The 23333-nt window shown below is 60.8% G+C and carries 14 protein-coding genes; 3 read left to right on the top strand and 11 right to left on the bottom strand.

The window, feature by feature from the left end; all coding sequences use genetic code 11:
• Nucleotides 1–26: 26 nt before the first annotated feature.
• The 6 genes from HG800_RS09250 to HG800_RS09275 form a co-directional block, all read right to left on the bottom strand.
• Entirely contained in the window at nucleotides 27–1307 is a 1281-nt protein-coding gene (locus HG800_RS09250; RefSeq protein ID WP_169976080.1) for a DUF1501 domain-containing protein, read from the bottom strand.
• Nucleotides 1308–1356: 49 nt separating this feature from the next.
• Complete coding sequence (locus tag HG800_RS09255) at nucleotides 1357–2979, bottom strand: DUF1549 and DUF1553 domain-containing protein (protein ID WP_169976082.1); 1623 nt, start codon at nucleotides 2977–2979, stop codon at nucleotides 1357–1359.
• A 301-nt stretch (nucleotides 2980–3280) separates the two neighbouring features.
• Nucleotides 3281–5512, bottom strand: coding sequence for an ABC transporter ATP-binding protein (locus tag HG800_RS09260; RefSeq protein WP_169976084.1), 2232 nt, complete (start codon nucleotides 5510–5512; stop codon nucleotides 3281–3283).
• Nucleotides 5513–5922: 410 nt separating this feature from the next.
• Complete coding sequence (locus tag HG800_RS09265; RefSeq protein ID WP_169976086.1) at nucleotides 5923–8148, bottom strand: site-2 protease family protein; 2226 nt, start codon at nucleotides 8146–8148, stop codon at nucleotides 5923–5925.
• A 217-nt stretch (nucleotides 8149–8365) separates the two neighbouring features.
• Nucleotides 8366–9364: an efflux RND transporter periplasmic adaptor subunit gene (locus tag HG800_RS09270; RefSeq protein WP_169976088.1), complete on the bottom strand. Its 999-nt coding sequence runs from the start codon at nucleotides 9362–9364 to the stop codon at nucleotides 8366–8368.
• Nucleotides 9365–9440: 76 nt separating this feature from the next.
• Nucleotides 9441–11558: an efflux RND transporter periplasmic adaptor subunit gene (locus HG800_RS09275; protein ID WP_169976090.1), complete on the bottom strand. Its 2118-nt coding sequence runs from the start codon at nucleotides 11556–11558 to the stop codon at nucleotides 9441–9443.
• A gap of 400 nt (nucleotides 11559–11958) precedes the next feature.
• Here HG800_RS09275 and HG800_RS09280 point away from each other — a divergent pair, with 400 nt between their 5' ends.
• The 3 genes from HG800_RS09280 (at nucleotide 11959) to HG800_RS09290 (ending at nucleotide 14310) form a co-directional block, all read left to right on the top strand.
• Nucleotides 11959–12513 (top strand): hypothetical protein, encoded by a 555-nt coding sequence (locus tag HG800_RS09280; protein ID WP_169976092.1) that lies wholly within the window; start codon nucleotides 11959–11961, stop codon nucleotides 12511–12513.
• Between the two features lie 5 nt (nucleotides 12514–12518).
• Nucleotides 12519–13604 carry an NAD-dependent epimerase/dehydratase family protein gene (locus HG800_RS09285; RefSeq protein WP_169976351.1) on the top strand — a complete coding sequence of 362 codons (1086 nt, stop codon included), beginning with the start codon at nucleotides 12519–12521 and terminating at the stop codon, nucleotides 13602–13604.
• Between the two features lie 175 nt (nucleotides 13605–13779).
• Entirely contained in the window at nucleotides 13780–14310 is a 531-nt protein-coding gene (locus tag HG800_RS09290) for a hypothetical protein (RefSeq protein ID WP_169976093.1), read from the top strand.
• Nucleotides 14311–14382: 72 nt separating this feature from the next.
• On the opposite strand, the gene HG800_RS09295 is transcribed toward HG800_RS09290, so the two are convergent.
• The 5 genes from HG800_RS09295 to HG800_RS09315 all read right to left on the bottom strand — a co-directional run bounded on the left by HG800_RS09295 (nucleotide 14383) and on the right by HG800_RS09315 (nucleotide 23329).
• Nucleotides 14383–15666 (bottom strand): hybrid sensor histidine kinase/response regulator, encoded by a 1284-nt coding sequence (locus HG800_RS09295; protein WP_315852004.1) that lies wholly within the window; start codon nucleotides 15664–15666, stop codon nucleotides 14383–14385.
• Between the two features lie 5 nt (nucleotides 15667–15671).
• The gene (locus HG800_RS09300) at nucleotides 15672–16535 is read right to left on the bottom strand and encodes a response regulator (RefSeq protein ID WP_169976095.1); all 864 of its coding nucleotides are present in this window, start codon (nucleotides 16533–16535) and stop codon (nucleotides 15672–15674) included.
• Between the two features lie 489 nt (nucleotides 16536–17024).
• Nucleotides 17025–20399, bottom strand: coding sequence for a hypothetical protein (locus HG800_RS09305; RefSeq protein WP_169976097.1), 3375 nt, complete (start codon nucleotides 20397–20399; stop codon nucleotides 17025–17027).
• A gap of 201 nt (nucleotides 20400–20600) precedes the next feature.
• Nucleotides 20601–21521 carry a M28 family peptidase gene (locus HG800_RS09310; protein WP_169976099.1) on the bottom strand — a complete coding sequence of 307 codons (921 nt, stop codon included), beginning with the start codon at nucleotides 21519–21521 and terminating at the stop codon, nucleotides 20601–20603.
• Nucleotides 21518–23329, bottom strand: a complete 1812-nt coding sequence (locus HG800_RS09315) for an arylsulfatase (protein WP_206352188.1) — start codon at nucleotides 23327–23329, stop codon at nucleotides 21518–21520. Before HG800_RS09315 ends, HG800_RS09310 begins: the two co-directional genes overlap by 4 nt.
• Nucleotides 23330–23333: the final 4 nt, after the last annotated feature.

Genomic DNA, 23333 nt, shown 5'->3' on the forward strand with positions numbered 1-23333 from the left:
ATGCGATGCTTTTGGGGCAAGGAAGCTCAGATGAGCTCGGTGATTGGCGTGCCCCCTTCGACGACCCGCATGGGGCGGCCGAGAGGAGTGGTGTACTCGGTATCGACATGAATGCCGAGGGCCGTGCACATGGTGGCAATTAGGTCCATGACGCCGACCTGACGATCCACAACGTCGATGCCGTCGGAATCGGTCGCACCCACGACCTGCCCTCCCTTGATGCCGCCCCCAGCGAGGGCAACCGACCAGCTCCTTGGCCAGTGGTCTCGGCCGCCGTTCTGGTTGATGCGAGGGGTGCGGCCGAACTCGCCCATCCAGACGATCAGTGTGTTTTGGAGCATGCCGAGGCGGTTCAGGTCGGCGATGAGAGCGCCCATGCCTTTGTCGAGTTCGGGCAAACGCTGCTCGCGAAGGATGCGGAAGATGTCGTCATGATTATCCCAGCCACCCAGGCCCACTTCGACAAAGGTCACACCGGCCTGGACGAGGCGGCGGGCCATGAGACAGCCGGAGCCGAAGCTGGAACGACCGTACGCGTCTCGAACGGTGTCGGGTTCGTTCGCAAGGTCAAAGGCTCGGGTGTAGGCCGAGTTCATCATCTTCATCGTCTTGCCGTAGACATCCCGGTGTCCCACGGCTGCCGGCCCACGGTTCTGGGCGATGAAGCGATCTTCCACGAGTCCGAGCATTTGGACACGACGGTTCAAGCGAGCCGTGTCGACGTTCGGCTTGAGATTTTCGATCTGCCCGTTCGGGTTGCTCACCACGAAGGGCGCATGAGACATCCCGAGGAACCCGGCCGACTCTCCTGGCCGGTTGATCGAGACGAAGTGAGGCAAGGGAAAGTCGTCACCGAGCCGGGTGCCCAGTTCGAATGAGCAGATGGACCCGAAGCTCGGATGCACGACGGTTGGGTTCGGCTGCCAGCCGGTGTGCATCAAATAGGTGCCGCGGTCGTGGTTCCCTTCGCTCGTGCTAAGGGAGCGAATGAGGCTCAGATGCTGCATATGCTGGGCGACGGTGGGCAGGTGCTCGCTGATCTGGATGCCGGGGACGGTGGTGTCGATCGGCTTGAACTCGCCACCGTTGCGTGGGCTCTCGGGCTTCAGATCCCACGTATCGAGCTGGCTCGGGCCGCCCCCCATCCAGAGCAGGATGCAATGCTTCTGGTTCCGGCGCATCTCCTGGGCATTGGCGCGCAGCGCTCCGAGGAAGCTGGCCGCCGGAAACGCCATCGAGGTGGTGGCCAGATGCCCGAGGAAATGCCGACGAGACATGCCTCGAGGTGTCAGCAGGCGATCGAACATCGGTCGGTTCCTCCCCTCGTCGGGTCGGTTCGGGGCCATGGGAAGATCATCAATGGTTGAGGATGAACTCGTTGGAATTGAGCAAGGCCCAGAAGATGTCTTCCATGACAGCGTTCGGATTGGGCCCCTGGCGGAGCAGGACCTGTGCGGCACCGGCCTCCTTCGAGCTGGGGGGGCGGCTCAGGGCGGCCAGATACAACTTCTCGATCACGAAGTCTGCCGAGGCCTTGCGCCGGACGGCCTCGTCGAGCAACTCTCGGAGGAAGCTCCCCGGCTTGCTGCTGGTGGCCTCGTCGATCAAGTCGCCGTTCATCATCATGAGGGCCTGGGGGATGGTTCCCTGGAAGCTCGTCCCTTCGTTGGTCTCGTCGTTTCCGAAGGCGAAAGTGAACTGCCGGAGCCATCGATCGCGTCGGGCGTCGGAGTTGCCCCCGCCTCCCGCCTGGTGAGCACGAGTCGCGGTCAGGAGCGATTCGAAGAGCTGTTCGGGGGTCAAGGGCTTGAGCGTCATGTGGCTGAAGTAGGTCTCGTCACGCTCGTTGGCCCGGGTGCGGACGCTGGAAAGGTGGTAGGGCTCGGACGCAGTGATCCATCGGATCAACTGCTTGATGTCATAGCCCGACGCCTTAAAGTCCTCGGCCAGACGTTCTAGCAATTCGGGGTGGCTGGGAGGATTGTGGTCGCCGAAGTCGTCGATCGGATGAACGATCCCTCGACCGAGGAAGTGGCCCCACATCCGATTCACGAAGGCCTGGGCGAATTGATCGTTCTCAGGTTCGGTGATGAAAATGCCGAGTTCGCGACGGCGATCGACATCGGTTTCCTGGCTGATCTTGCGTCCATCGAGGTAGGTCGGGAAGGCGATCCGGATAGTCCCGTCGCGCCGGTCGTAGCGGGCGAAGGCATCGGTCGGATCATCATACAATTCGTAGTAGGCGGTTTCCTCAGCACCGCCGGCGCTGGTCCGGGAGACTTCTCGCGATCGGACTCCGCGAAAGAAGGCGTTGATTCCCCAGAAATCCGCCTGCTTCCAGTCGTTTGAGGGGTGATCGTGGCACTGGGTGCACTGGATCTGCTGACCGAGGAACACGCGGGTCGTGATTGATGTCAGAGGAACGGCATCGAAATCGAGGTGAGCGAGGGCGAAATTCGTTGCGCCGTTCTCAGGGGTGTTCGGCCCCGAGGCGGTCACCAGTTCCCGAGCAATCTCATTCCAGGGCTCATTCGCGGCAAATCGGGTCCGGAGCCAGGCCCGCAAGGCGTTCCGGTTGACCTGATTACCGGTGTCTCCCCGTCCGATCAGAACCACGGACCAGAAATTCCCGAAGTTCTGGGCGTAGTCCGGATGATCGAGCAGGTAGGAGATGAGTTTCTCCCGCTTATTGGCGTCCTTGCTCTGAAGATAATCAGACGCTTCCTGAAGGCTTGGGATGCGTCCCAGGATGTCGAGATAGGCCCGACGCAGATATTCCCCATCCGTCGCCCGAGCAGAGGGCTTGACCCCGGCCTCCTCCCAACCTGCGCGGATCCAGGCGTCGATGGCCTCAGTCGTGGATCGCTCGGCGCTCTCATCCGCCATCGCCGGACCTGCGAGCAGCACGAACGCCGTTGCCATTCCGGCCAGATAAAGGCCCGCACGGACCCTCGATCGTTCCCGTTGGCTCGTCGTCATGCGGGGCACTCCTCTCGCACTTCCCGACCGACGTCTCGATCAGGAGGCGATTACGTAACAATTGTCGTCGCAAAGAGTTCGGGGAGAATGGCACGTGATGCAGCGACACGAAGGAGCCAAAGGCCTGAATAGACCCACTCCATCATGGTCAGGCGCAAACGGGTCCTCAATCAAATTCTACGCAAAACAACGACGCGTGTGACTAGATTCTTCCATCACGTCCTGCGCGCAATCGCGCACGGCTACACCCTTGGTGGGATCATGAAGCGGGGGAGTTCAAGAGGTGTCACCAGGAATCGTGTCAGGCACTCTCGCGGTGATATTGCAGGTCAAGCAGGCGACGGTAGAGCGCGGAGGTCCGTCTCAGTTCGTCCTCGGTCCCAACCGACTCGATCCGTCCCTCGTTCATCAAGACGATCCGATCAGCAAACTGGAGCGAGCCGAGATTGTGGGTGATGAGGAAGGTCGTGCGTCCTCGGGAGAACTCCTCGATCGCGCGGCGAATCAGGGCCTCATCCTGGATGTCGACGGCACTGGTTGCCTCGTCGAGGATGAGGATCGCCGGGTCGCGGAGCATCGCTCGGGCCAGGGCGATCCGTTGCCGTTGACCTCCGGAGAGCCCGGCACCCCGCTCACCGATGATCGTGTCGTAGCCTTCTGGCATCGTGGAGATGAATTGATGAGCATAGGCGCGTCGGGCGGCGGCTTCGATCTGTTCCCTCGTGGCGAACGGGGAGCCGTAGCCGATGTTCGCTGCGATCGAATCTTCAAACAGAATTGTTTCCTGAATGACCATGCCAATTTGCGATCGGAGGCTCTTGAGCGATACCTCGCGCAAATCGTGGCCATCAATCCGAATCGCTCCGTCTTCCACGTCCCAGAACCTGGGCAAGAGATTCATCAGGGTTGACTTGCCGCAGCCGTTGGGGCCGACCAAAGCAATGGTCTCGCCGTGCCGGACCTTCAGGTTGAGCCCTCGGAGCACCTGAGCGCGGTCATCGTAGGAGAAATGAACATTTTCGAACTCGATTTGCATCCGGTGGGGAGGGATCCGAAGGGCTCCCGGCCGTTCGATGACCGTCGGCTCTCGATCCATCAAGGCGCAAATTCGATCGGAGGCGGCCGCGGCACGCTGGATCTTCGAATGCACGTTCGAGAGCTTTCGCAACGGGTCAGACACCCCGGCAAGCATGACGTAAAGGGTGAGCAACTGCTCGATCGTCATCGGTTCGGAGGCAAGTTGAAGCCGAAAGAGGCCAAGGTCGAGGAACCGAGACTCGCGCAAGACCAGATACGCACCAGACATCAGGGCGATGGAAACCGTCGTCAAGGCGAGCAATTCCAGCACCGGATCACTCATCGCCTCGATGGTCGCCACCCGGACGCGCTTCTTGTAAAGCGCCTTGGATTCGAGATAGAACCGCCGGCGTTCCCGGCGTTCCATGGTGTAGGCCTTGACAAGCTTGATCCCCTGGAAGGTCTCCTGGAGGATCTTGTAGATGTTCGACATGCTTTCGAGCGATCGTCGAATCGCTCGCTTCATGAGCTTGCCGACCTTGACCGTTGTGATCGCCGAAACGGGAACCAGGACCAGCGCCAGGAGCGTCAATCGCCAGTTAAGCCAGAGGGCCCCGCCCAGGCACGCGATAATGCGCAAGGGTTCGCGCACGACCTTGCTCAGGAGAACCACGAGCCCCTGGCTGACCGAATCGAGGTCGCTCGTGAACCGGGCCATCAAGTCGGCCGAGCCTTGCTGATTGAAACTGGCGAGGTCGAGCGCGAGGGTGCGTCGGAAAAAGCGTTTGCGAATATCGAAGATCGAGAGCTGCATGATGTTCGCCACCAGGAATTCCTGGCCGAACATGAAGACCCCTTTAATGGCGACGCCGACCATCACCAGGGCGAGCAGGACTGTTAAGGTACGGAAATTGTCCTCGGGCAACCAGCGACTGACCCAGGGAGCGACGGCTTCGAACCGGGCTTGCCAGCCTTCGGCCTTGGCCATTTCTTTCTGCCAGGAGCGTTCGCGGCGGTCGAGCGCGGCCAGCCCTCCTTCTTCCATGAGCCGAGAGGCATGGCCGAGTTCGTCGTAGCGGGCTTCGGCGATCCGGTAGGCCCGGGTCAGCTCCATGTATCGATCAAGCTGATCGGCAGGCAAAGACGGCTTGGGGCCGACGGAAGTGGCATGGAATTCCTCTGGAACCTCATTGAAGTAGGCGTTCCAGGCGCTTTGATATCCCGATTTGATCTCATCAATGTAATCGTTGTTGACACCCGCGGGACCGGCCTGTCGAACCATGTCCAACTCGGCAAGTCGAGCGCGCACGGTCTCCGCATCGGTTTCGTACCGTTCAATTTGATCGGCGACCCAGGTCTGGACGTTCTCGCCGCCGAGAAGGATTTTCAGCAGCGGGAAGACTGCACCCAACTCTGTAAACCAGAGCAAGGCAACCATCATCGCGCAGCCGATCGACAGCATGAATCGGCCCCGATAGGGCCAGGCAAACCGTACGAGACGGGCGAAATTCTTCATGAGTGCGCCAGACCGTCGACGTGAAACCCTCGGGCGTCCTTGCCGACCCCGACCGCATTCGATGCGCGGTCTCCCGCGCGTGGTCGGGGCTGGGGTTGAAGGAGGTCTACCATTCCCCAACGATTCTCGCAAGCCGACTTGTCTCGGAATTGGTCGTACACCACGGCTCAGGAACGCGAGTCGAACTCTTTTCAGAGCTTGGCGTTCTGCCGAGTCAAATCAAGAGCGATTGGCATGGTCTTCTCTGGACAGGACACCGTTCAGGAAACGTGCGGGATTCCATCCGCCTGATTTGGTTGCGTGAAGCCCGATGTGGGTTGCGACCTGAAACGGCCAAGGCCGGCGGGCTCCCACTGGGAAGCCGCCGGCCCTGATTCGTGGATCGCAAACGTTGTTCGACCGCAATCGACTTAAAGAACGAACCGGAAGGTTTTGGTGATCGTCCGCCAGAGCCACCAACCGAGGGTGGCGGTCCCGCCGTCGATCTTGGCCATCCCTCGCTGGCCGGGGTGGAGAGTGAGATTGGAGTTGTCGATCGGGATGATGACCTCGTAGACCGTGGTCAACGGTCGGGCCTCACCGGTTTCCTGGTCGGGCTGGGTGGCAATCTCGCCGCCGGCGAGGTTGGAGAGCTCCGGGGGGATCTCCTCGCGGTTGCGGCGGGCGATCTCCTCGACGTGGCTGAGAATCGTATCGTGGGACTTGCCATAAATCTTGACCCAAGCGGTCGCCTTGGCACTCTCAGAGTCCTGCTTGATCAAGTCGATATCCGATTGATCGATGAGCAGATGAGCTTCCAGCTGCTTCGGGTCGCCCACTTCACAGAACAGGTCGCCAGGTTTCATGAACGAGCCGGTGACTTCGCGATTGGGGACACCCATGACTACGCCGTCTCGAGCGGCGGTCAGAAAGAGTTTCCCTTGCTGGTCAATCGCCACGTTGAGCTTCGGCTGGAGATCCTGTTCAATCATGTCGACCGTTTCCAGGTGAAGCACCCGGTTCAAGGGATTATTCCCACTGGTCTGGTCGTAGAGTCGAGCCTTGACCTCATTGACCTCGATCTCTTCGTTCAACTCGCTGACTTCGCGGAGCAGGTCGAGGTTACTCAGGCGAGCGATGACGGTTCCGGGGGTGCCGTCGTCGCGAGGTCCTTCGACGCGTTGATTATCTCGGACGTCGATGGAGACGAGCCGGCCGGGCACTTCGACGTAAATGCGGTCGGGCTTGGCGGGTCTCAGGACGAGCGTCCCCTTGATCCGCAGCGGGGTCGGAATCAGCAGGATCAAGGCGATCACGGCCGCCGCCACGGCGAAGCAAGCCGCCGCTCGGACCTTCTTCACTTTGCGCATCCTCCCGGGTTGGCGGACAAACTTGACGATCTGCCACATTGGCATGACCAGGAGCGGCACCAGGGCTCCCATCGCCAGCATGGCGCTGATGACCCGGAGCTTCGGCGGCAGGAAATGGTAAAGGAAGAAGATGATGCTGAAGGTGATAAACCATCGGTAGAAGTACGATGCCACCGCATACGTCACGAACAGGGCGCGACGCGAGCGAGGCATGTAACTCTGAACCGGGACCTCCAGGCCAAGCACCTTCTCCTGAAATGCGTAGGCAAAGAACTGGGTCGACTTGATCCGGAGATTCGGAATCTCCAGATAGTCTGAGGCGACGTAGTATCCGTCGTATCGCAGCAGTGGATTTGCATTAAAAAGTATTGTGTTCACCGAACAGATGAACATAGTCGAGAGCATGAGACTGTTGAACAGGCCTGGCTGGGTGTTCCACCAGACGAAGGTGGCCAGGGCCGCGAGGAAGCACTCGACATAGATTCCTGCCCCCGCGATCCAGATGCGTTTCCACTTGTTCGGTAAGAGCCAGCTGTCCGTGACGTCGCAGTAGAGGGCGGGAGTGAGAACCAGGAAGAGGATGCCCATCTCGTGGACTTCCGATCCATAGTGCTTGGCCGTCAAACCGTGGCCGAACTCGTGAATGATTTTCACGATCGCCAGGCTGAGCCAGAGCGACGGCAAGGTTCGCCAGTTGAAGAAGCTTTCAAAGGTGGGGAGCTTGGTGGTGAATGTGTCCCACTGTGCGAAGACCAGGGTGAGGGCCGCCAGCATCATACCGAGGCTGAAGACCACGAAATAAGACGTGAAAAGCCACCGGAAATAGGGGTACATCCACGTCAGCAGCTTTTCCGGATCGATGATCGGAATCTTGATGTAGAGAATGTTCGCGGCGCCCTGCTTGATCTTCTTCCAGCGATTCTTTCTCTTGCGTTTGACCAGGGCCTTGGCTTGTTCGGGCGTATCGACGAGAACCAGGCTCGCCTCGTGCAACTGGGCGACGAACCGGAGCAGGTCCTCGACCGTAATCGTCTGGGGGCGAAACTTGCGTTCAAAGGCTCGCTTGATGTCCTGAAGGGTTTTCTTGCCGTCGAGTTCTTGAAGAAGGAAGTACTCTTCGGACTTGAACCGGAAATACTTCAGGGCGATCGGGTCCTTGATGACGTAGTGGGTCACGCCTTCATAGGGGACCGGCTGCACCACGAGATCGGGCCGTAAGCGGGCCGTAAGGTATTCGGCCGCCTGACCGGCGGGCACCGAAGCGGATTGACTGGGGTCTCGGAGCATCGGTGAGCGGCCCTTTTGTCACGGCAATCGCGGTTCGAGCGGGGTCCGGTCCCAAAACCCCCTCTCCCTCAAGGGGTGGAGAGGGTGTCCGGATTCCAGGGGCCTTGGCCGTCAGGCGACGGCCCCTGACCCGGCGTAGAGCCTTTCTCTCGTCAAGATCGTCTTGAAGAGAAAGGTGAAGAACAGTTCAAATGAACGTCGATGGCCAGCGGTGAAATTACTGCGCCGCGTTCGTCGCGGCATTCGATCGGCGACCGAGCACCGGAGGCGTCGGCCTTGGATCGGGAGTCACGGGCAGCATGTCTTCCGGGGGAGCGGGAATGGCGCTCGGATCGTCGGTCAGATAAACGGTCATGTTGGCCTTGTGACCGACCCGCAACTCCTTGGAGACGTTGTTGATAACGTCTGCCTTGATTTCGACCTCTGCGCGGGTTTTGGCGAAGGCCAGTTCGGGGCTGATGTAAACAATCCGGCCACGGAAGCGTTTCTGAGCAATCGGGATCTGCTCTCCTTCGATGACCGGCTGAACATCCACCACCATTCCCTTACGGAGCTGATACGCCATTTCCAGGGGAACGTAACCCTGGAACCGAACACGATCGGTCCGGGCAACGTGAACGACCGGCTCCATCGCCTGCACGGCCTCACCGGGGTACTTGATCTGTTGCAGGACTTCTCCGTCAAACGGCGCGAGAATCTGGTGCTCGGCGACCGCCTCCTGCGCCATCTTCAACTCCTGGGCGGCCTGTTCATGCTTGGACTGTTCTTCCTTGAGCCGGGCATCGGCCACCTTGAACTGGGCCTGGCGAAGCTCGTACTCTTCCTTCGAATTGATGTCGCGAAGCCGGTACGCCCGCGCGGCGTTGGTGGCGGCGACTTCCCGTTCGGCCTCGGCCATTTCGATGGCGGAGGTATCCTTGGCGAACATCTCAGCCTTGGTTTGGGCCAGTTCGGCCATGGTCGAATCAAGATAGGCGACCAGATCGCCTCGCTTGATCTCCTGGCCGATCGACTTTTCGATGTGCCGCAAGATTCCTTCACGCCGCGCAGCCAGGGCCGCCCGTTCGATCCACTCGATATTGCCTGGCACGACCAGGGTCTGCACCTGTCCATTCGAGGCCAGACCCGGCTGCTGGGCCCGGATGGGCATTGCCATTGGAATCGAGAGGCTGGCCAGCAAGGCGGCAGCCAGAGTGGTTTTCACAATCGCTTGCATGGCTCGTATCTCCGCTGGAGGGGACCGAACGTTTGTCGAATGACGAGGAGAAAAACGATGCGGGGGACATGCCCGGTCAATTCATGAACGGCCAGCGGAACAGGACCGTTTCGTGGAAGGCGTTGATGACTTTCCGGAAGACAACGTAGGCCATCCGTTCATCACCGCATTCGATCCGGGCTCGGACCTCAGCACCGGAACGGAGACCGCGATCGGTGTTCTGGCTCCGGGCGATGATCTGATCACGTACGTCGTCGCTGAAGCCGACCGTGATCTTCACAACGTGTTCCCCTTCGACCGTCTGGGCCATCGATGCAATCCGGCGGACGTAGCCTGGGTACCGCTTCTCCGGGTCGGTCGCCAGCACGAAATAGGCTTTCAACGCTTCGTCGGGCGAGGCGTCTCCTTTGGCGATTCGCTCCTTCAACCGTTGCTCGGCGGCAAGGATGGGAGCCATGTCGTCGTCGGTCACGTTCACTTCCAGAATCCAGTCACCGCTGGTCGAGGCAACCGAGACCAGTTCCTGACCAATCTCAACTGGCCTGCCCAGCAGGTTTTTCCGGACCTCCCAGCTTACGATCATACCGTCGTGAGGAGCGGTTACATTTAACTGTTGCAGTTGTTCGCGAATGATTTCCAGTTGTTCGGTCGCACTGTCGTAACGAATGCGAGCCTCTTCTTGCTGGCCGGCGAGAATGGGACGTTCGTTGTAGTCGGTCGTCTGGTTGATTCGCCGTTCGAGCGTGGCGGCCTGCGCGCCATAGTACGAGCGATCTGCCTGAACCTGTTCAAGTTGCTTGAGCAACTCCTCGCTGTAGAGGGTGACCATCGGTTCTCCCGCTCGGACGAGGTCGCCGTGTTCGACGTGAACGTCGGCAACCCGAGCGGAAAGCGGGGCGTAGGTGTTGCGGCGCTCTTCCGGAAGAATCGACCCCTTGCCTTCGATCGTCAGTTTCCAGGGGACGAATGCCATCACGACCACGACGGTGGCGATGACGCCGAGCACCGCCGCAATTTTCGCCAGCGTCCGCCCCCGGAACATCCGCCAGGGAGAACCGAGTGCCTTGAGTACGGGACGAAGGAAGATGCGGTGATGTTCCTGAGCGTTGTACAGCGCCGTCGACGCATGCCGAGAAACGACCTCACTCCGCGCATGAACGTCGGTCACAATCAGCTCATCGCCGATCTGTTCGGCCACGATGCAGCCGAACGGAACCTTCTCGGGGACCTTGCCGTCCTTGCTCGGCTCTTCAGGACGGTGCAGCAAGGTAATGATGACGGCCTTCGAGCCCGACTCATCCACATAAATTTCGAGTGCATCGCGAATGTCGGGCGGGAACCCTTCGGTGTCTCCCGTGTAGACGAGGTCTTCGCCCGACTTGATCACGAGCTTGCAGAGTTTGGTCAGCTCTCGGATGAGGTTTGAGCGTTGCTCAACCACTTCCTGCCCGCTGACGGCCTCGACCATCGTCCGGCCGCCGATTTTCAGGGCAACGCTCAGGCGGTCGCAGCCGATCAGGCGTTTGCCGTCGTTGGCCACGGCGAAGGCGGTTTCTTGCAGGTCGAGCGAGCCGTGGATGGCGTGCGTGAAGCCTTCAAGCTGGTTCCAGAGCTTCTGTTGCGACATCATCTGCCGCATCTGGCGGTTCTTCAGATACTGAGCCGCCAGGTCGCAGAGGTCGCCAACAAACCGGAGGGTGCTCTTTTGCGTGGCCGCGCGACGGGTCGGATCCATCAGGATCTCGACGAGGCCCACCACCTGCTTGTCCACGATCAGGGGGGCGAGGATCAGGGCAAAGGCCGTGGGATTGCCTGCGCCGGGCACTCCTTCAATGGTGGCCCCTGGAGGGATGATCTGGGCCTGGGCAGCCTGAAAGATCGTCCCGAGCAAGATATCGTGCGGCTGAGTACGAACCCGGCCGTCGAGCAGACCGGTGAGTTGGAATTCGACGTGGTTTTGAAGCTTCAGGGTGCCCCGGTTGTCAAGCATCCAGAGGGCACCGCCCGAGGCGGCCACTGCAGCGACGGCCCGGGTCAGAAACTCTTGAGAGAATTCCGCCGGCTGGATGTCTGAATCGGCCAGATCGGCGATCTCGGCGACGAGCGTCCGGATCTGGTTCTTGGTCTGCTCAAGCAGGCCGGGATCGATCGGCTGTTGCTGCGGCTCTTGCGTCTTGGTCGTGTCTTCGGCCATTTGGCAGCCCCGAGGAGTTAGGCGTTCGCTCTCGAAGTCCGGCCGACCCGCGCTCGTGGTCTCGGTCCCAGGCGTTTCCCGACAAGGGGGGCCGTCACGCCGATGGTCTTCCCCCTTTGGAAAGGGGATAGCCCCGGTTACACCAACGGGACGCCTCAGCCCTCACCTTTCCCGGAACTTTTTTCCCATGCCGTCCCGAATTTTCTGAAGTCGTCTCCAGGGACGGGCCAGTTCTGTATAAACACAGCCACGCGAGCCTCGGGAATACCATGCTCACTCTCTCTGGCTCTGCGAGGTGGCCTTCCAGATACGCTTGCCGCCAGTCACGGTCCAGAGTTATCCTCCGAACAGCGTAATTCGACTCACCGAAGGCCCGAGACCCGAGCCGATGCCACGAGAGATGCCGCGTCCCTCCCGGCGTCGGTTTTCCCTGCTCGACGGGATGATCCTCGTCGCCTCGATGGCTCCGGGTCTTGCAATGTCCCGGTCCTGGGTCGAGGAACTCCCTAACAATTTTTTCCAGGGCAGCCCGTTGGGTTCCGTGTGGAGTGCAACCGGCTATCTCATGGCGCTGGCGACACCAGTGCTCCTCTCGATGACTCCGGGGCTACTCGTCCTCAGACTCCGCCCACCGAGACGTGCTGGGAGACGACTCTGGCATTCTCGAGGGACGATCACCCTTGCCACTCTGTCGATCGTTGCCCCGGTCGGCGGGACTGCCCTCTGGCTCATGTTCCAACTCGCCCCAGACGGGCCACCCGATGCTTACCAGATCGTCGTGATTTTCCTCCTGGTGTCGACCTTGCTCGGCACGGCGTCCGGAACGATCGCCTTCGTCAGCCGGTTGATCAGACTCCGAGGGCGATCACTCGACTGGGTTGATCATCTCGGCAGGGTCTGGGGATGGCTCTGGATCGTCCTTGCCTTCATCAACTTCTGGACACTCCTGCGTTGACCTCGATGATTCCCAATGGCGGCTTGAACGAACGCCCCTGCCTCGTCACCGGCGCCACCGGCCTGCTCGGCAGCCACATCGCCGAGCGGCTCGTTGCTCGGGGAGAGCCGGTCCGAGCCCTCGTCCGGGCGACCAGTGATACCAGATTTCTCGAATCGCTCGGCGTGGAACTCGTCGTTGGCGACCTGACTGACGCGGAATCCTGCGCCGAGGCCCTCAAGAACATCCGGGTCGTCTACCATGCCGCGGCGAAGGTGGGAGATTGGGGGACATGGGACGAGTTCCAGTCTGCTTGTCTCGATGCAACTGAGTCGCTCGCCCGAGCGGCGATTGCTTCCGGGGTGCATCGCTTCCTGCACATCAGCTCGACCAGCGCTTATGGCCATCCCCCTCGGACCGGCAAGGCGATCAGCGAGGATCATCCGCTCGGTGTCGGCCTTTGGTGGCCCTGGGACTATTACACCATCAGCAAGGTCGAATCGGAACGGATTCTCTGGCGTCTGGCGAGAGAGGAAGGACTTCCCTTGACCGTTATCCGGCCAAGCTGGCTCTACGGCGAACGCGACCGGACGACCGTTGCTCGCATGATTCGCCGCATGCGAGGGGCCGGGATTCCGGTCATTGGCCCTGGAGACAATCCGCTGAGTGCCATCTATGCCGGAAATGTTGCTGATGCCTGCATCCTTGCGGCCGAGGACCCCTCTTCGGAACACGAGGCGTACAACATCACCGACCAGGGGCCAATGACCCAGCGAGAGTTTCTTCGATACTTCGCTGAGGCCGCCGGAGCCGGACCCCCTCGGTGGTACCGTCGGCTGCCGCATTTCTATCCGATGGTGTTTGGTGGTTCGCTGGTTATTGAAGCCTATGCCCGGCTCATGGGCTGGCCGAAGGCGCCCATCATCACCCGGTATGCAACTTGGCTGATGGCCCGACGGATTTGGTACAGTACCGAGAAGGCTCGATCGCGGCTGGGCTGGAATCCTGCCCTCGGCAATGCGGAAAGCATTGCTCAGACGGTTCGTTGGTTCCTGGACCAGGACACCGAGCACCACAACTCGTTGACGGTCGCTGCACCCGACCGGGCCTGAGTTCCTCGATGGCGGCATCCGGAGAAAAACGCGCGTTTTCTCCACGATCTGTGATCCAAGGACAACGTGACGTAGCGACCTGCTCCGTTCCCATCGTAGAATAGGATCATCCGACTGATTGTGGACGAGGCAGAGTCTCCTGGCGATGCCGATCGCAGACGGAAGGGGAATAGCGATGGGGCTCAATCCGGAGACGACCCCGGACCCGATCGATGGCATCGCCCGAGCAGACCTGGAGCGGGCCATCCTGATTTATCTGGAACGTGCCTATCCAGAGGGAACTTTCCCGGAGGCGGTGCGCCGCCGTCTGGCCTGGCGAGAGGCCCCCGGCGTGGTTCCCTTGCACGACCGTCAGATCTTTGAGGCGTCGAGTTCCGGCCCCGAGGGATCACCGATTTATGCGATCCGCCTGGGGAATTCAAGATATCCGCACATGAAGTTGCAAGTGCAGCCCTGGCCATCCGATGCCGGGTTCCTGCTTTCCGTCAATTCACATGATCAGGTCGCCCCGCCGGATCCGTCCTCGCCCGAGGCAGATGCCTTTCGAGCCTTGCAGGCGGCCAATCAACATTACAAAGAGCAAATCGAGTCGGCCTGGGAAGCGGCCGGACTGCCTACGTTCCTTGGTTATCTGAAGCATTACATTCAGAACGAGGAAGCCAAGCTCGCGAATCCAGGACCGGGGATGTCCGACGATCGGACCTGACTGAGTCTACCACCAGGCGAGCGCGCAATGATTCCTCCCTTGGCTTGAAGGGAGGGGCGCTTCAAGCTGAGCTTACTCGGTTGTTCCCGGGCGTCCCGACCCTTCATCGGGAAGCTCCGGCTCAAGGCTCGTTCCTGAATCGTCTGGAACTGGCAGGGTATTCGGGTGACGAGGCAGTTGGATCCGAAAGCAAGAACCCTGACCCGGAGTGCTTCGGAACGAGGCGAAACCTCCATGCATTTCGGCGAAGGTGCGGACGAGGCTCAAGCCTAATCCAATGCCGCGCTTGCCGAACTGGAAGTCGCCCGACGAGTGGTGCATGGTGTCAAACCCGGTGAAGAAGGGCTCGAAGACAAGGTCCTGCTCGTTCGGGTCGATCCCGACCCCCTCGTCGCAGACCTCGAAGGCCACGGCATCTTCTCCTTCCGGACCAGCCCAGACTCGGATCAATCCTTGATCTGGGGTGAACTTGATCGCATTGATGACCAGATTGGACAGCGCATCGGCCACCTTACCCCGATCGACCTCAGCCACGCCGAGCTCGGGCTCGACCACCAGCTCGATTCGCTGCTGCCGAGCGTCGAGATAGGGGTGAACGTCCTCGATGACCTGGGAAACCAGCGACTTCAATTCGACCGATTCGGCGTCGAGCATCGGTGCGAGGCGATCTGCGTGCAAAAGCTTGATCATTCGCTCGACCGTTGATGCGAGCCGTCGGCCTGCCGCAAGAATGCGCTCAACCCAACCACTGGTCAGATCATCTGGCTCGGCTGTGTTCCCCTGGGTCAGCTTCCAGAGTTCTGCCATCCCGAGCACGATTGTCACCGGCGTGTTGAGTTCGTGGCTGGCCACCTCGATAAAGTTCGACTTCAGGCGGTTTGCTTCCTGGAGTCGGAGGTTCGCGGCACGAAGTTCCTCGATCAGGCGTTGTTTCTCGACAATCAGATTGCGATGCTCAACCGCTTGCCGGATGACCGTGGCGAGTTCTTCCGGGTCCCAGGGCTTGGCAATATATCGGAAGACATGCCCCTCGTTGATGGCGTCGATTACCGCTTTCAGGTCCGCGTAACCGGTGATCAACAGGCGGGTGGCCTCGGGACGAATGACACGAGCCTGGCTGAGAAACTCGACGCCGGTCATCTCCGGCATCCGCTGGTCAGACATGATGACGCTGACGGTTTCCCGACCAAGAATTTCGAGTGCCTCGGCCCCCCGGCTGGCGGTCAAGACTCGGTAATCAAGTCGGAACAGGTCGAAAAGCGAGCGGAGCACCTCCGGCTCGTCATCGACGACCAGAAGCACCGGGCGACTTCGTCCGGAGGCAGGAGTGCGGCGCTGGGTCACGGCCTCGGCCACGGCTTTTACGCCTCCTGGCCAGCGTGGTGTTTGGGAACCGCATCGGGGGGGAATCGCTTGGTCAAGGTCACCTCGTTCCCGGCCTCGTTGTGCCGCAATTCGTCGAGCATACCACGAGCGATCAGCAAGCCGAAGCCCCCCTCGCGTAATCCCAGGCTCTGACGAACCTCCAGGTGGGCCAGGGGATTGTCCCGGCAGGCGGCGTGCGGCAGCATCGCCCGATCGAAGCCCGAGCCCTGATCGCGGATGCAGATCTCGACCCGGTCGTCGAAGACCCGATAACTGATCTCGACAGGGAGATCGATCTGCATGCGGTTGCCCCACTCGATGGCGTTCTGACCAATCTCCAGGACGGCCTGTTGGAGATGCTGGACCTGTTCGATCGTCAACGGAGTCGCGCGATAGAGCCCAACGAGAAAATCATTGACCTGCCGGAGAAATTTCGGAGCGCTGTCGAGCTCGATGTGAATCTCCCCGCGAAGCCGTTCTCGTTCCGCCGTGTCTGCCCACGAGAGGGCCAGATCAATCGCCTGGTACAGGTCGCTTGGACCGTAGGGCTTGGTCAGGTAGGAATTTGCTCCCACCCGAAATCCCAGTCGTCGGTGCGAGTCGCCATGCAGGGCCGTGACCATGATGATTGGCAAGCTCATGGTTTCGGGAACCGATCGGATCTGTCGGCAGACCTCAAACCCATCGATGTCCGGCAGCATGAGGTCGAGCAAGACAAAGTCGGGGCGAAACGTGCGAACATGATCGACCCCGGATCGGCCGTCGAAGGCCATTTTCGGCTCGATTTGTCGAAGTCGCAGAAACGACGCAGCCATCTCGGCCTGGTCCGGGTCATCCTCGACGATCAGGGCCGTCTCCATCGTCGATAAGCCTCCGCCGGGACGAGGGAACCTGCCCAGGAGACTCGTCCCCGAGGGTTGACACCGTAGCGGTTCCAACCGAGCACCACAACTTCGAGCCGTTCTGCGATCGGACCGATCCGAAATCAATGCTCAAGGGTGCATCGTTCGCCAGATTTCGGATGCCTCGGAACGATTGGACGCAACACGATCACGATGATTCATACTCGGCCTGAAGAACAGAACGAAGGTGCTCATCATTGCGATCTCTTGAAAATCGTATGCCGATGAGGCGGGCGAGTCTAGCCTTGAGTCTTCGGCCGATCGAGCTTGGACCTCGACCGTGCTCAGACTCTCAGGAAAGGCGATTGTCATCTCCGACGAGACTCGACTCGCGGATCTGTTCCGACACCTTCCTGATTGTCGCAGGGCTCATAACATCCGCAAGCTATCGGCCTTTCTCGCGCGGATCAAGAGGCCAGATGAGCCTCGGCGCGATCTGTGCGCTCGTCAGTCTCGACGAGACGGACGAGGTGTGCTGCTCACCGGCCCGGGACGTTGACGGTCCGGATCCGAGGATGGAGTTCCCTCGAACGGATCGGGGGCCGGCTCGATTCGTTCGGTCGCGTCTGGCAGGGCTCCAAGGGTCGGTGCCGTTGGAGGGACCGGGGCTCCAGGCTGCTCCGCCCGCTCGATGCGGAGGTCGTCGAAGAAGACCTCTCCGCTTGTTGCCGCCAGACCGAGGGTCACGGTCAGCTCTCCGTCCTCGGGAGCCCTCCGATAGAGCACGACTCTCCGCCATTCGGGCAAGGCCGAAAACTGGCGATATTGCATCAATTCACCGCCGATCGAGTCTCGGATGATCACCCCGCCCCCACTTCCGGGGGTCTGGAACACCGGCATTTTCACCAGAACCGAGATCCGGAGAAACTCGTGACGTCGGACCGAAATCGGTGGGCTCTGAATCGCCACAGTCGGCCGGTCCTGCACGGGCGGGAACTCCTCGATCGACTGCCCCTCGGCGGGCTGCACGCGCAATCGGAGCAACCGCTCACTGCCGCGGACGTTGCTGGTCGGGTCGGCCTCGATGTCGATCAATCCTTCGAGTCCGGGAACCTCGTACCCGACGCTGGTCCATCCCTCTCGAACGTAAAGCGCCGGGTCGGCTTCCTCGAACTCGCCGCTCGGCAAGAGATTACGTCCGAAGGGGTAGGTTCGGATCGTACTCGTCCAGAACAGTTCGAGTTGAGGCAGGGTGTTGAAGCACATCAACGGGGGAGCTGAGATGGGAGTGAGTTCGAGCTTCACCTCTGGATCATGGGCGAAGACGGTCGAGTCTTTCAGGTCCTTCATGGCTCGCATGTGGTGTTGCTTCATCAAAATTTGCAGTGGGCGGATCACGCGTCGAGCGTTGGCGAAGGCGATTTCGGCTTCTCCACGAGACAGGCCCGCCCGAGCAGCACGAAGCTGCTCCTCAGCAATTGCCAGCAGCGTATCGCTCCCTTTCACGTCGAAACCGTCGAGCACCAACTGTGAGTGGGACTCGACGATGGCGTCCCGCTGAAGTTCGGCCTGTTCGATTGCGAGCTCAGCCGCGATCGGAGCCCAGGAGGCAATCGTCTGTTCGAGCTGACGGATCAGCTCGGTGTTGGGGGTCAGCAAGATCCAGGCCGTTGCTCCAAAGTCGGTCAGATGGAGCTCGATTCCCCCGGGAACCCGTTTGCGATCAAGATTTCGGATGCCTCCCAGCGTAATCTCCCAGGCAGAGACGTTCGTATGCCCGGGAACCGTCAGGCGTACTTCCTTCTGGGCAAGCTGGCCCGGAACCCACTGCGCATCCCAGTCCAGGTTGCTGACAAGCAGCAAGGTTCCTCGGCGATCAGGAGTGGTGAAGCCAACCGCCTGAATATGGCTAAGAGCCCCGATCTCCTGCTTTTGCGTCGGATCACGCCGGGTGTAGTTTTCTTCGATCGGCCTGCCGGTTTCAATTCCGAGGGGGGGATAGACCTTGTACGAGTGGATGGTTCCCACGTTTCGTGCGAGAATTTCCTGGAACAGGTCGATCTCTGCGTTGAGCAGTTGCAGCTCAATCAATCGAGCGCGGCCCGAGGTTCGGGTCAGCTCGGCATCTCCTCGGTAACCAATTCCTCGGTATCCGGCCGAAAGGGCGGCCGCCGTGGCGATCCGGATTTGCTCGGGCAAGATCTGAGGACGCCCCCACGAGGGCGGGGGGTCGGAGCCGTAGATGGCCCGCTGGAGCTCAGGAGGGGCCGAGGCGGGAATCCAGGTCCAGAACAACGCCTCGACATTCGTCAAACCGGTCAGATCGCGCCGCTGGGCCAGGTAATTGAAGTAGTGAAGCGGTTGGGTCATCGTCCCCCAGGGAGTCCCGTGAGCCCCGACCAGATCCATTCGGCCCGGTCGGCTCGTATAGAGGGCGTGTTCCCCGGCCACGTCACCGGTTGTCAGGATCGAAACACCCGATGCGGTGTCCACGTCCTGCACCGAATCGACGGCAGCCCGAACTCGCTTCAAGGTCGCCTGGCGATCATTCCAAAGGTCCTGACCTCCCAGTTTCTCGCCCAGGTGCCAGAAGGCGACTGCTTCTCGCCTGGGATAGGAGGTCATGGCCGATGACAGGGTTGCCGCGTCGGCCGCTCCGAGCAGCGAATCGCCAAGCATTGGCATCAAGAGCATCCCCGAGTCGACCGCTCGGTTGACGTTTTCAATCGAGGTCCCCGATCGGACCGCGAACACGTCGAACCCGAACCGTCTCAATTCCTCGGGAGAGGCTCCGGGCGCATCGATAATCGTAGGGAGCCACGGAAAATACGCCCGAAGCGGCTCGTCGAGCAGTTCTAGGCGGTTGCGATTGAATCGAAATCGACCGCCGGCCAGGGCCGGGTCGTCACCGGGAGACGAAAGGTCGGGACCGAGCTCCTCCGCACCATCCGGACTGTCTGAGGCAAACCCGATCCGCGGATTGGGCCGATTCGCCAGCAATTCGGGATCGACCGGGGCGATGCGCAAGGCGTCGACCATCACCTCCGACTCTCCCGTCCCGCCGTACAGATTCAGAACGATCCGATCGAGGTAGGCCCCTTCGATGCGGACCTTCTGATTCGATTTGAGCCGGAGAATTCGGGCCTGACGTTCGACGTTTGAGGGCAGCTCTCGCAGTTCCAGACGACGCCAACGGCCGGATTCCTCATAGAGCGTGCCGCCGACATTGACATAGAACGGCTGGCCAGTTTCCGGGTCGAGGTCGTTCGGCAAGACCACCCGGCCAATGATCTGCACACCGGGCCGGTTCGACCGGACGTAAATCGAGACGCGTAAGTCCTCGCTGAGGGGCAGCTTTGGCAAGGGATAACTTGCATAGACGCCACTGCCCGGACCCGCCACGAACTGAAACCGCTCGCTCAATCCCTCAAACGCCCCTTCACTCGTCCGATCATGCACACGCATCTGCAAGGGGGCATCGGCCGCCTCTTGCCGGAATGCCACGCGAGGATCCTCGAAGTCCTCGGCCAAGGTGCTGATGGTCTGGCTCGGTGGCTCCTCCATCGGTTCGGGAGGATCGACGCGAGAGGATTCCGGGGCAGCGGGAACGCGTCCCTGGGTCGGGATCGGGGCCTCGGCGGGCAAGTCGCGGGCATCACCCTCGATCGTCGGAGCGGGGACCGGAAGTTCAGGTAGTTCCAGACTGGGAGGCTCGGGGACTTCGAAGGTCTGAGCAACCGATTCTGCGCCTCTGGTCATCACCAAAATCGTCAGGAATGCCAGACAGACCCAGGTTCGCACGCGCATGTAAACTTGCTTCTTGGGCCGATCTCCACCGGAGGGGAGTGCCTGCCGCGAATCGCTCCCGAGGGAATCGTTCATGACTCCGGGCCTCCCTGCCACTTTAGCCGTCAATTCTCGACCCGCTCCCCGATCCTCCGGGGACAGCGTGACGATCCAGGTACGTTCTCGTTGAGAAAGGGATGGGGCCAGTCGGTCGATCGCGGAAGCATGGCTTCGCTGTCGGCAATCGAGAATCCCCCGAGTGTTCCTGGACGTCGACAATACATCGCGCGACGCAAGTTACTCTCGGTTCTCATTGTCGAGAAGGCCAGTTTTTCCGGGCGACTCGGGAAGTGAAGCCCACCGACCCAGCCACTCCAGTACGACTCGGCCCACGGCCTCGATCGCTCCGACATCGCAGGCCTCGGGACGATCATCGAGCGTGTGCCATTGGGGATAATCGAGATCCACCAGGGCGATTGCTGGCACCCCGATTCCGAGCAGCGGCAAGTGGTCGTCCTCGACGTAATGTCCCCAATCGTCCGAGAATCGTGACGTTCCACGATTTCGGGCCACGTTCCAGAGGTCTTCGGTCAACCAGGCCGCGTAATCCCTTCCAAACCCTTCTCGGGTCAGGCACATCTCTCGGCCAGCGATCATGTCGAGCACCACGGCCGCCGCGTAGCTCGGCCCCCCTGCCCGCTCCTGGTTTCGGGCTCGGAGGGCAAATTCGCAGGAGCCGAGGCAGTAGTCTCCCACTTCGTCGAAGACCAGTTCCTCGGCATCAAACATCACCAAATCGACCCCCGCCGAACCGGGCAGTTCGGTCAGATGCCTCGCGAGTTCCATCAACGCCGCGACCCCCGAGGCACCATCGTTCGCTCCCAGGAAGGGGCCAAGCACACGGGTCGGATCACGCTCTCGGTCCGCTCTCGGTCGGGTATCGCCGTGCCCGCCGATGAGAACACGATCCGGTCGTTCGGGTCGCCACGAGCCCACAACATTCGCCAGCCTGACTGTGCGTTCCGAGAGCGGGTGAACCCCTTCGAACTCCTGGATGCTCACCTCAGCGCCGTGTGATCGGAATGCCTCGGCCACAATCCCCCGCTGCCGCTCCATCGCCTCCGAACCTGCCGGCCTCGGTCCTAGACTGCAAAGCCGGATCAGGTCGTTCATCGCCCGATGGCCGTCGAAGCGGTCAGCATAGGTGGAAGGATTCATGGGTCAATCCGCTCCAGGACGACCCCTTTGAGGTCCATGACCCCGGCTCCCGGAACCTCGACGGCGCGTATCGTGAGGACCTGCCGACCAGTTCCAAGGCGCAGCAAGCCAAGGGAAAGTTCGTTCCAGTCCTTTTCATAAGCTTCCCCTCTCCAGTCCCCTTGATCGTTGAAGGAGCCGCGCGGCACGCGGTCGGGACTGGGGATTGGCGCGGGGTCGTGTGCTTCGGTGAGTATTCCTTCAACTGATGACTCCCCTGCCTCGACTCGGACGCGCGCCCCCAGATTGGCATCGGGGGCCGTGTAGCGAAGTGTCACACGGTAGTCGCCCGCCTGGAGCACATCGAGATCGAACTGAATGCGTTGATCCGTGCGGGTCCAGTTGGTGAGCCAGTCGTTCGCATAGCCATGCGTGGCCCACCAGCGAATGCCCCCCTCGAAAGTCGCATCGGGGCCAAGCAAGGTAACGATGGGCCGATCGGGATGGCCGACCGGGACGGGGATTGCACGGTCCCAGTCCTGGGTGACTTCGGCGAACCAGGAGTCGTAAGCCCGCGCCAGGGTCCGGGTCTGTTCCGGGTGGTCCGCAGCGATATTGCGCTGCTGGCTGGGATCGGCGATCATGTCGTACAGTTGCTCACTGTTTCGCTCTCGGACGTAGCGAAATTGTTGGGTCCGAACCGACCCGGGCAACGGCGAGCCATCTTCCGGGATCGGGCGGCATTGATTGGTAAAGAGCAACCGATCGGGCCAGTCAGGCTCGAAGCCGTCGAGTAACGGGAGAAGGCTCACTCCGTCGAAGGCAACCCCCTTGGGCGGTTCGACCCCACAGAGTTCCAGCAGGGTTGGCATCAGGTCGATGTGGGCGGTGATTTGCGAGACGGTTGTTCCTGGGGCAAGTTGTCCGGGCCAGCGGAGGAACATTGGAACGCGGGTCCCTCCCTCGTGAATGCTCCCCTTGCGCCCTCGCATTCCGCCGTTATAGCGATCGGTGTTTGGGCCGTTGTCGGAGAAGAAAACAACAATCGTTTCCTCTGCCAGTTCCAGGGCATCAAGCGTTTGGAGGATGCGAGCAATGTTGGCATCGACCTGCTCGGTCATGGCGTAAACAGAGGCGAGCTTGGGGTCGAGGCCTTGATTCGCATACTTTTGAAAGAATGTCTCGGGAACCTGATCGGGGCTGTGCGGAACATTGTACGGAATGTAGCAGAAGAACGGCTGATCACGGTGCCGCCCGATGAAGTCGATCGCGGCATCGGTGAGGATATCGGTGACGTAGCCCTCTGGCGTGATGGGGCGGCCGTTTCTCTCCAACAGTGGATTGAAATAGTTGTTCAGATGACCGCCACAGAATCCGAGGAACTCGTCAAATCCCTGGCCATTGGGGTGCATCGGGTAATGGGCCCCGTTGTGCCACTTGCCGAAACAGCCGGTGGCATAGCCGGCATCTCGCAAGGCCTCCGCGAGCGTGATCTCCTCGCTTCGCATCGACTCCAGACGATGCGTGACCCAGACGGTCCCGGTGCGCAGATGATCCCGCCCGGTGAGCAGACTCGCTCTGGTAGGAGCACAAACCGGGCTCACGAAGAACCGATCGAATCGAACCCCTTGACCGGCCAGAAGGTCAAGGGTTGGTGTGTCGATCCCGGGGTTGCCGTGGCAACGGACATCCCCCCACCCCTGGTCGTCGGTGAGGATGATCAACACGTTCGGCCGTCTTTGCGATCCCTCTCCCTTGCTGACTTCCGGCATGAAGCAAAGGAACGCGATGACAAGTGAGAGGGCGGTGGATCGGACGAGATCGTGCATCAGT

The sequence above is a fragment of the Tautonia rosea genome (assembly GCF_012958305.1).
GTDB classification, from domain to species: Bacteria; Planctomycetota; Planctomycetia; order Isosphaerales; family Isosphaeraceae; genus Tautonia; species Tautonia rosea.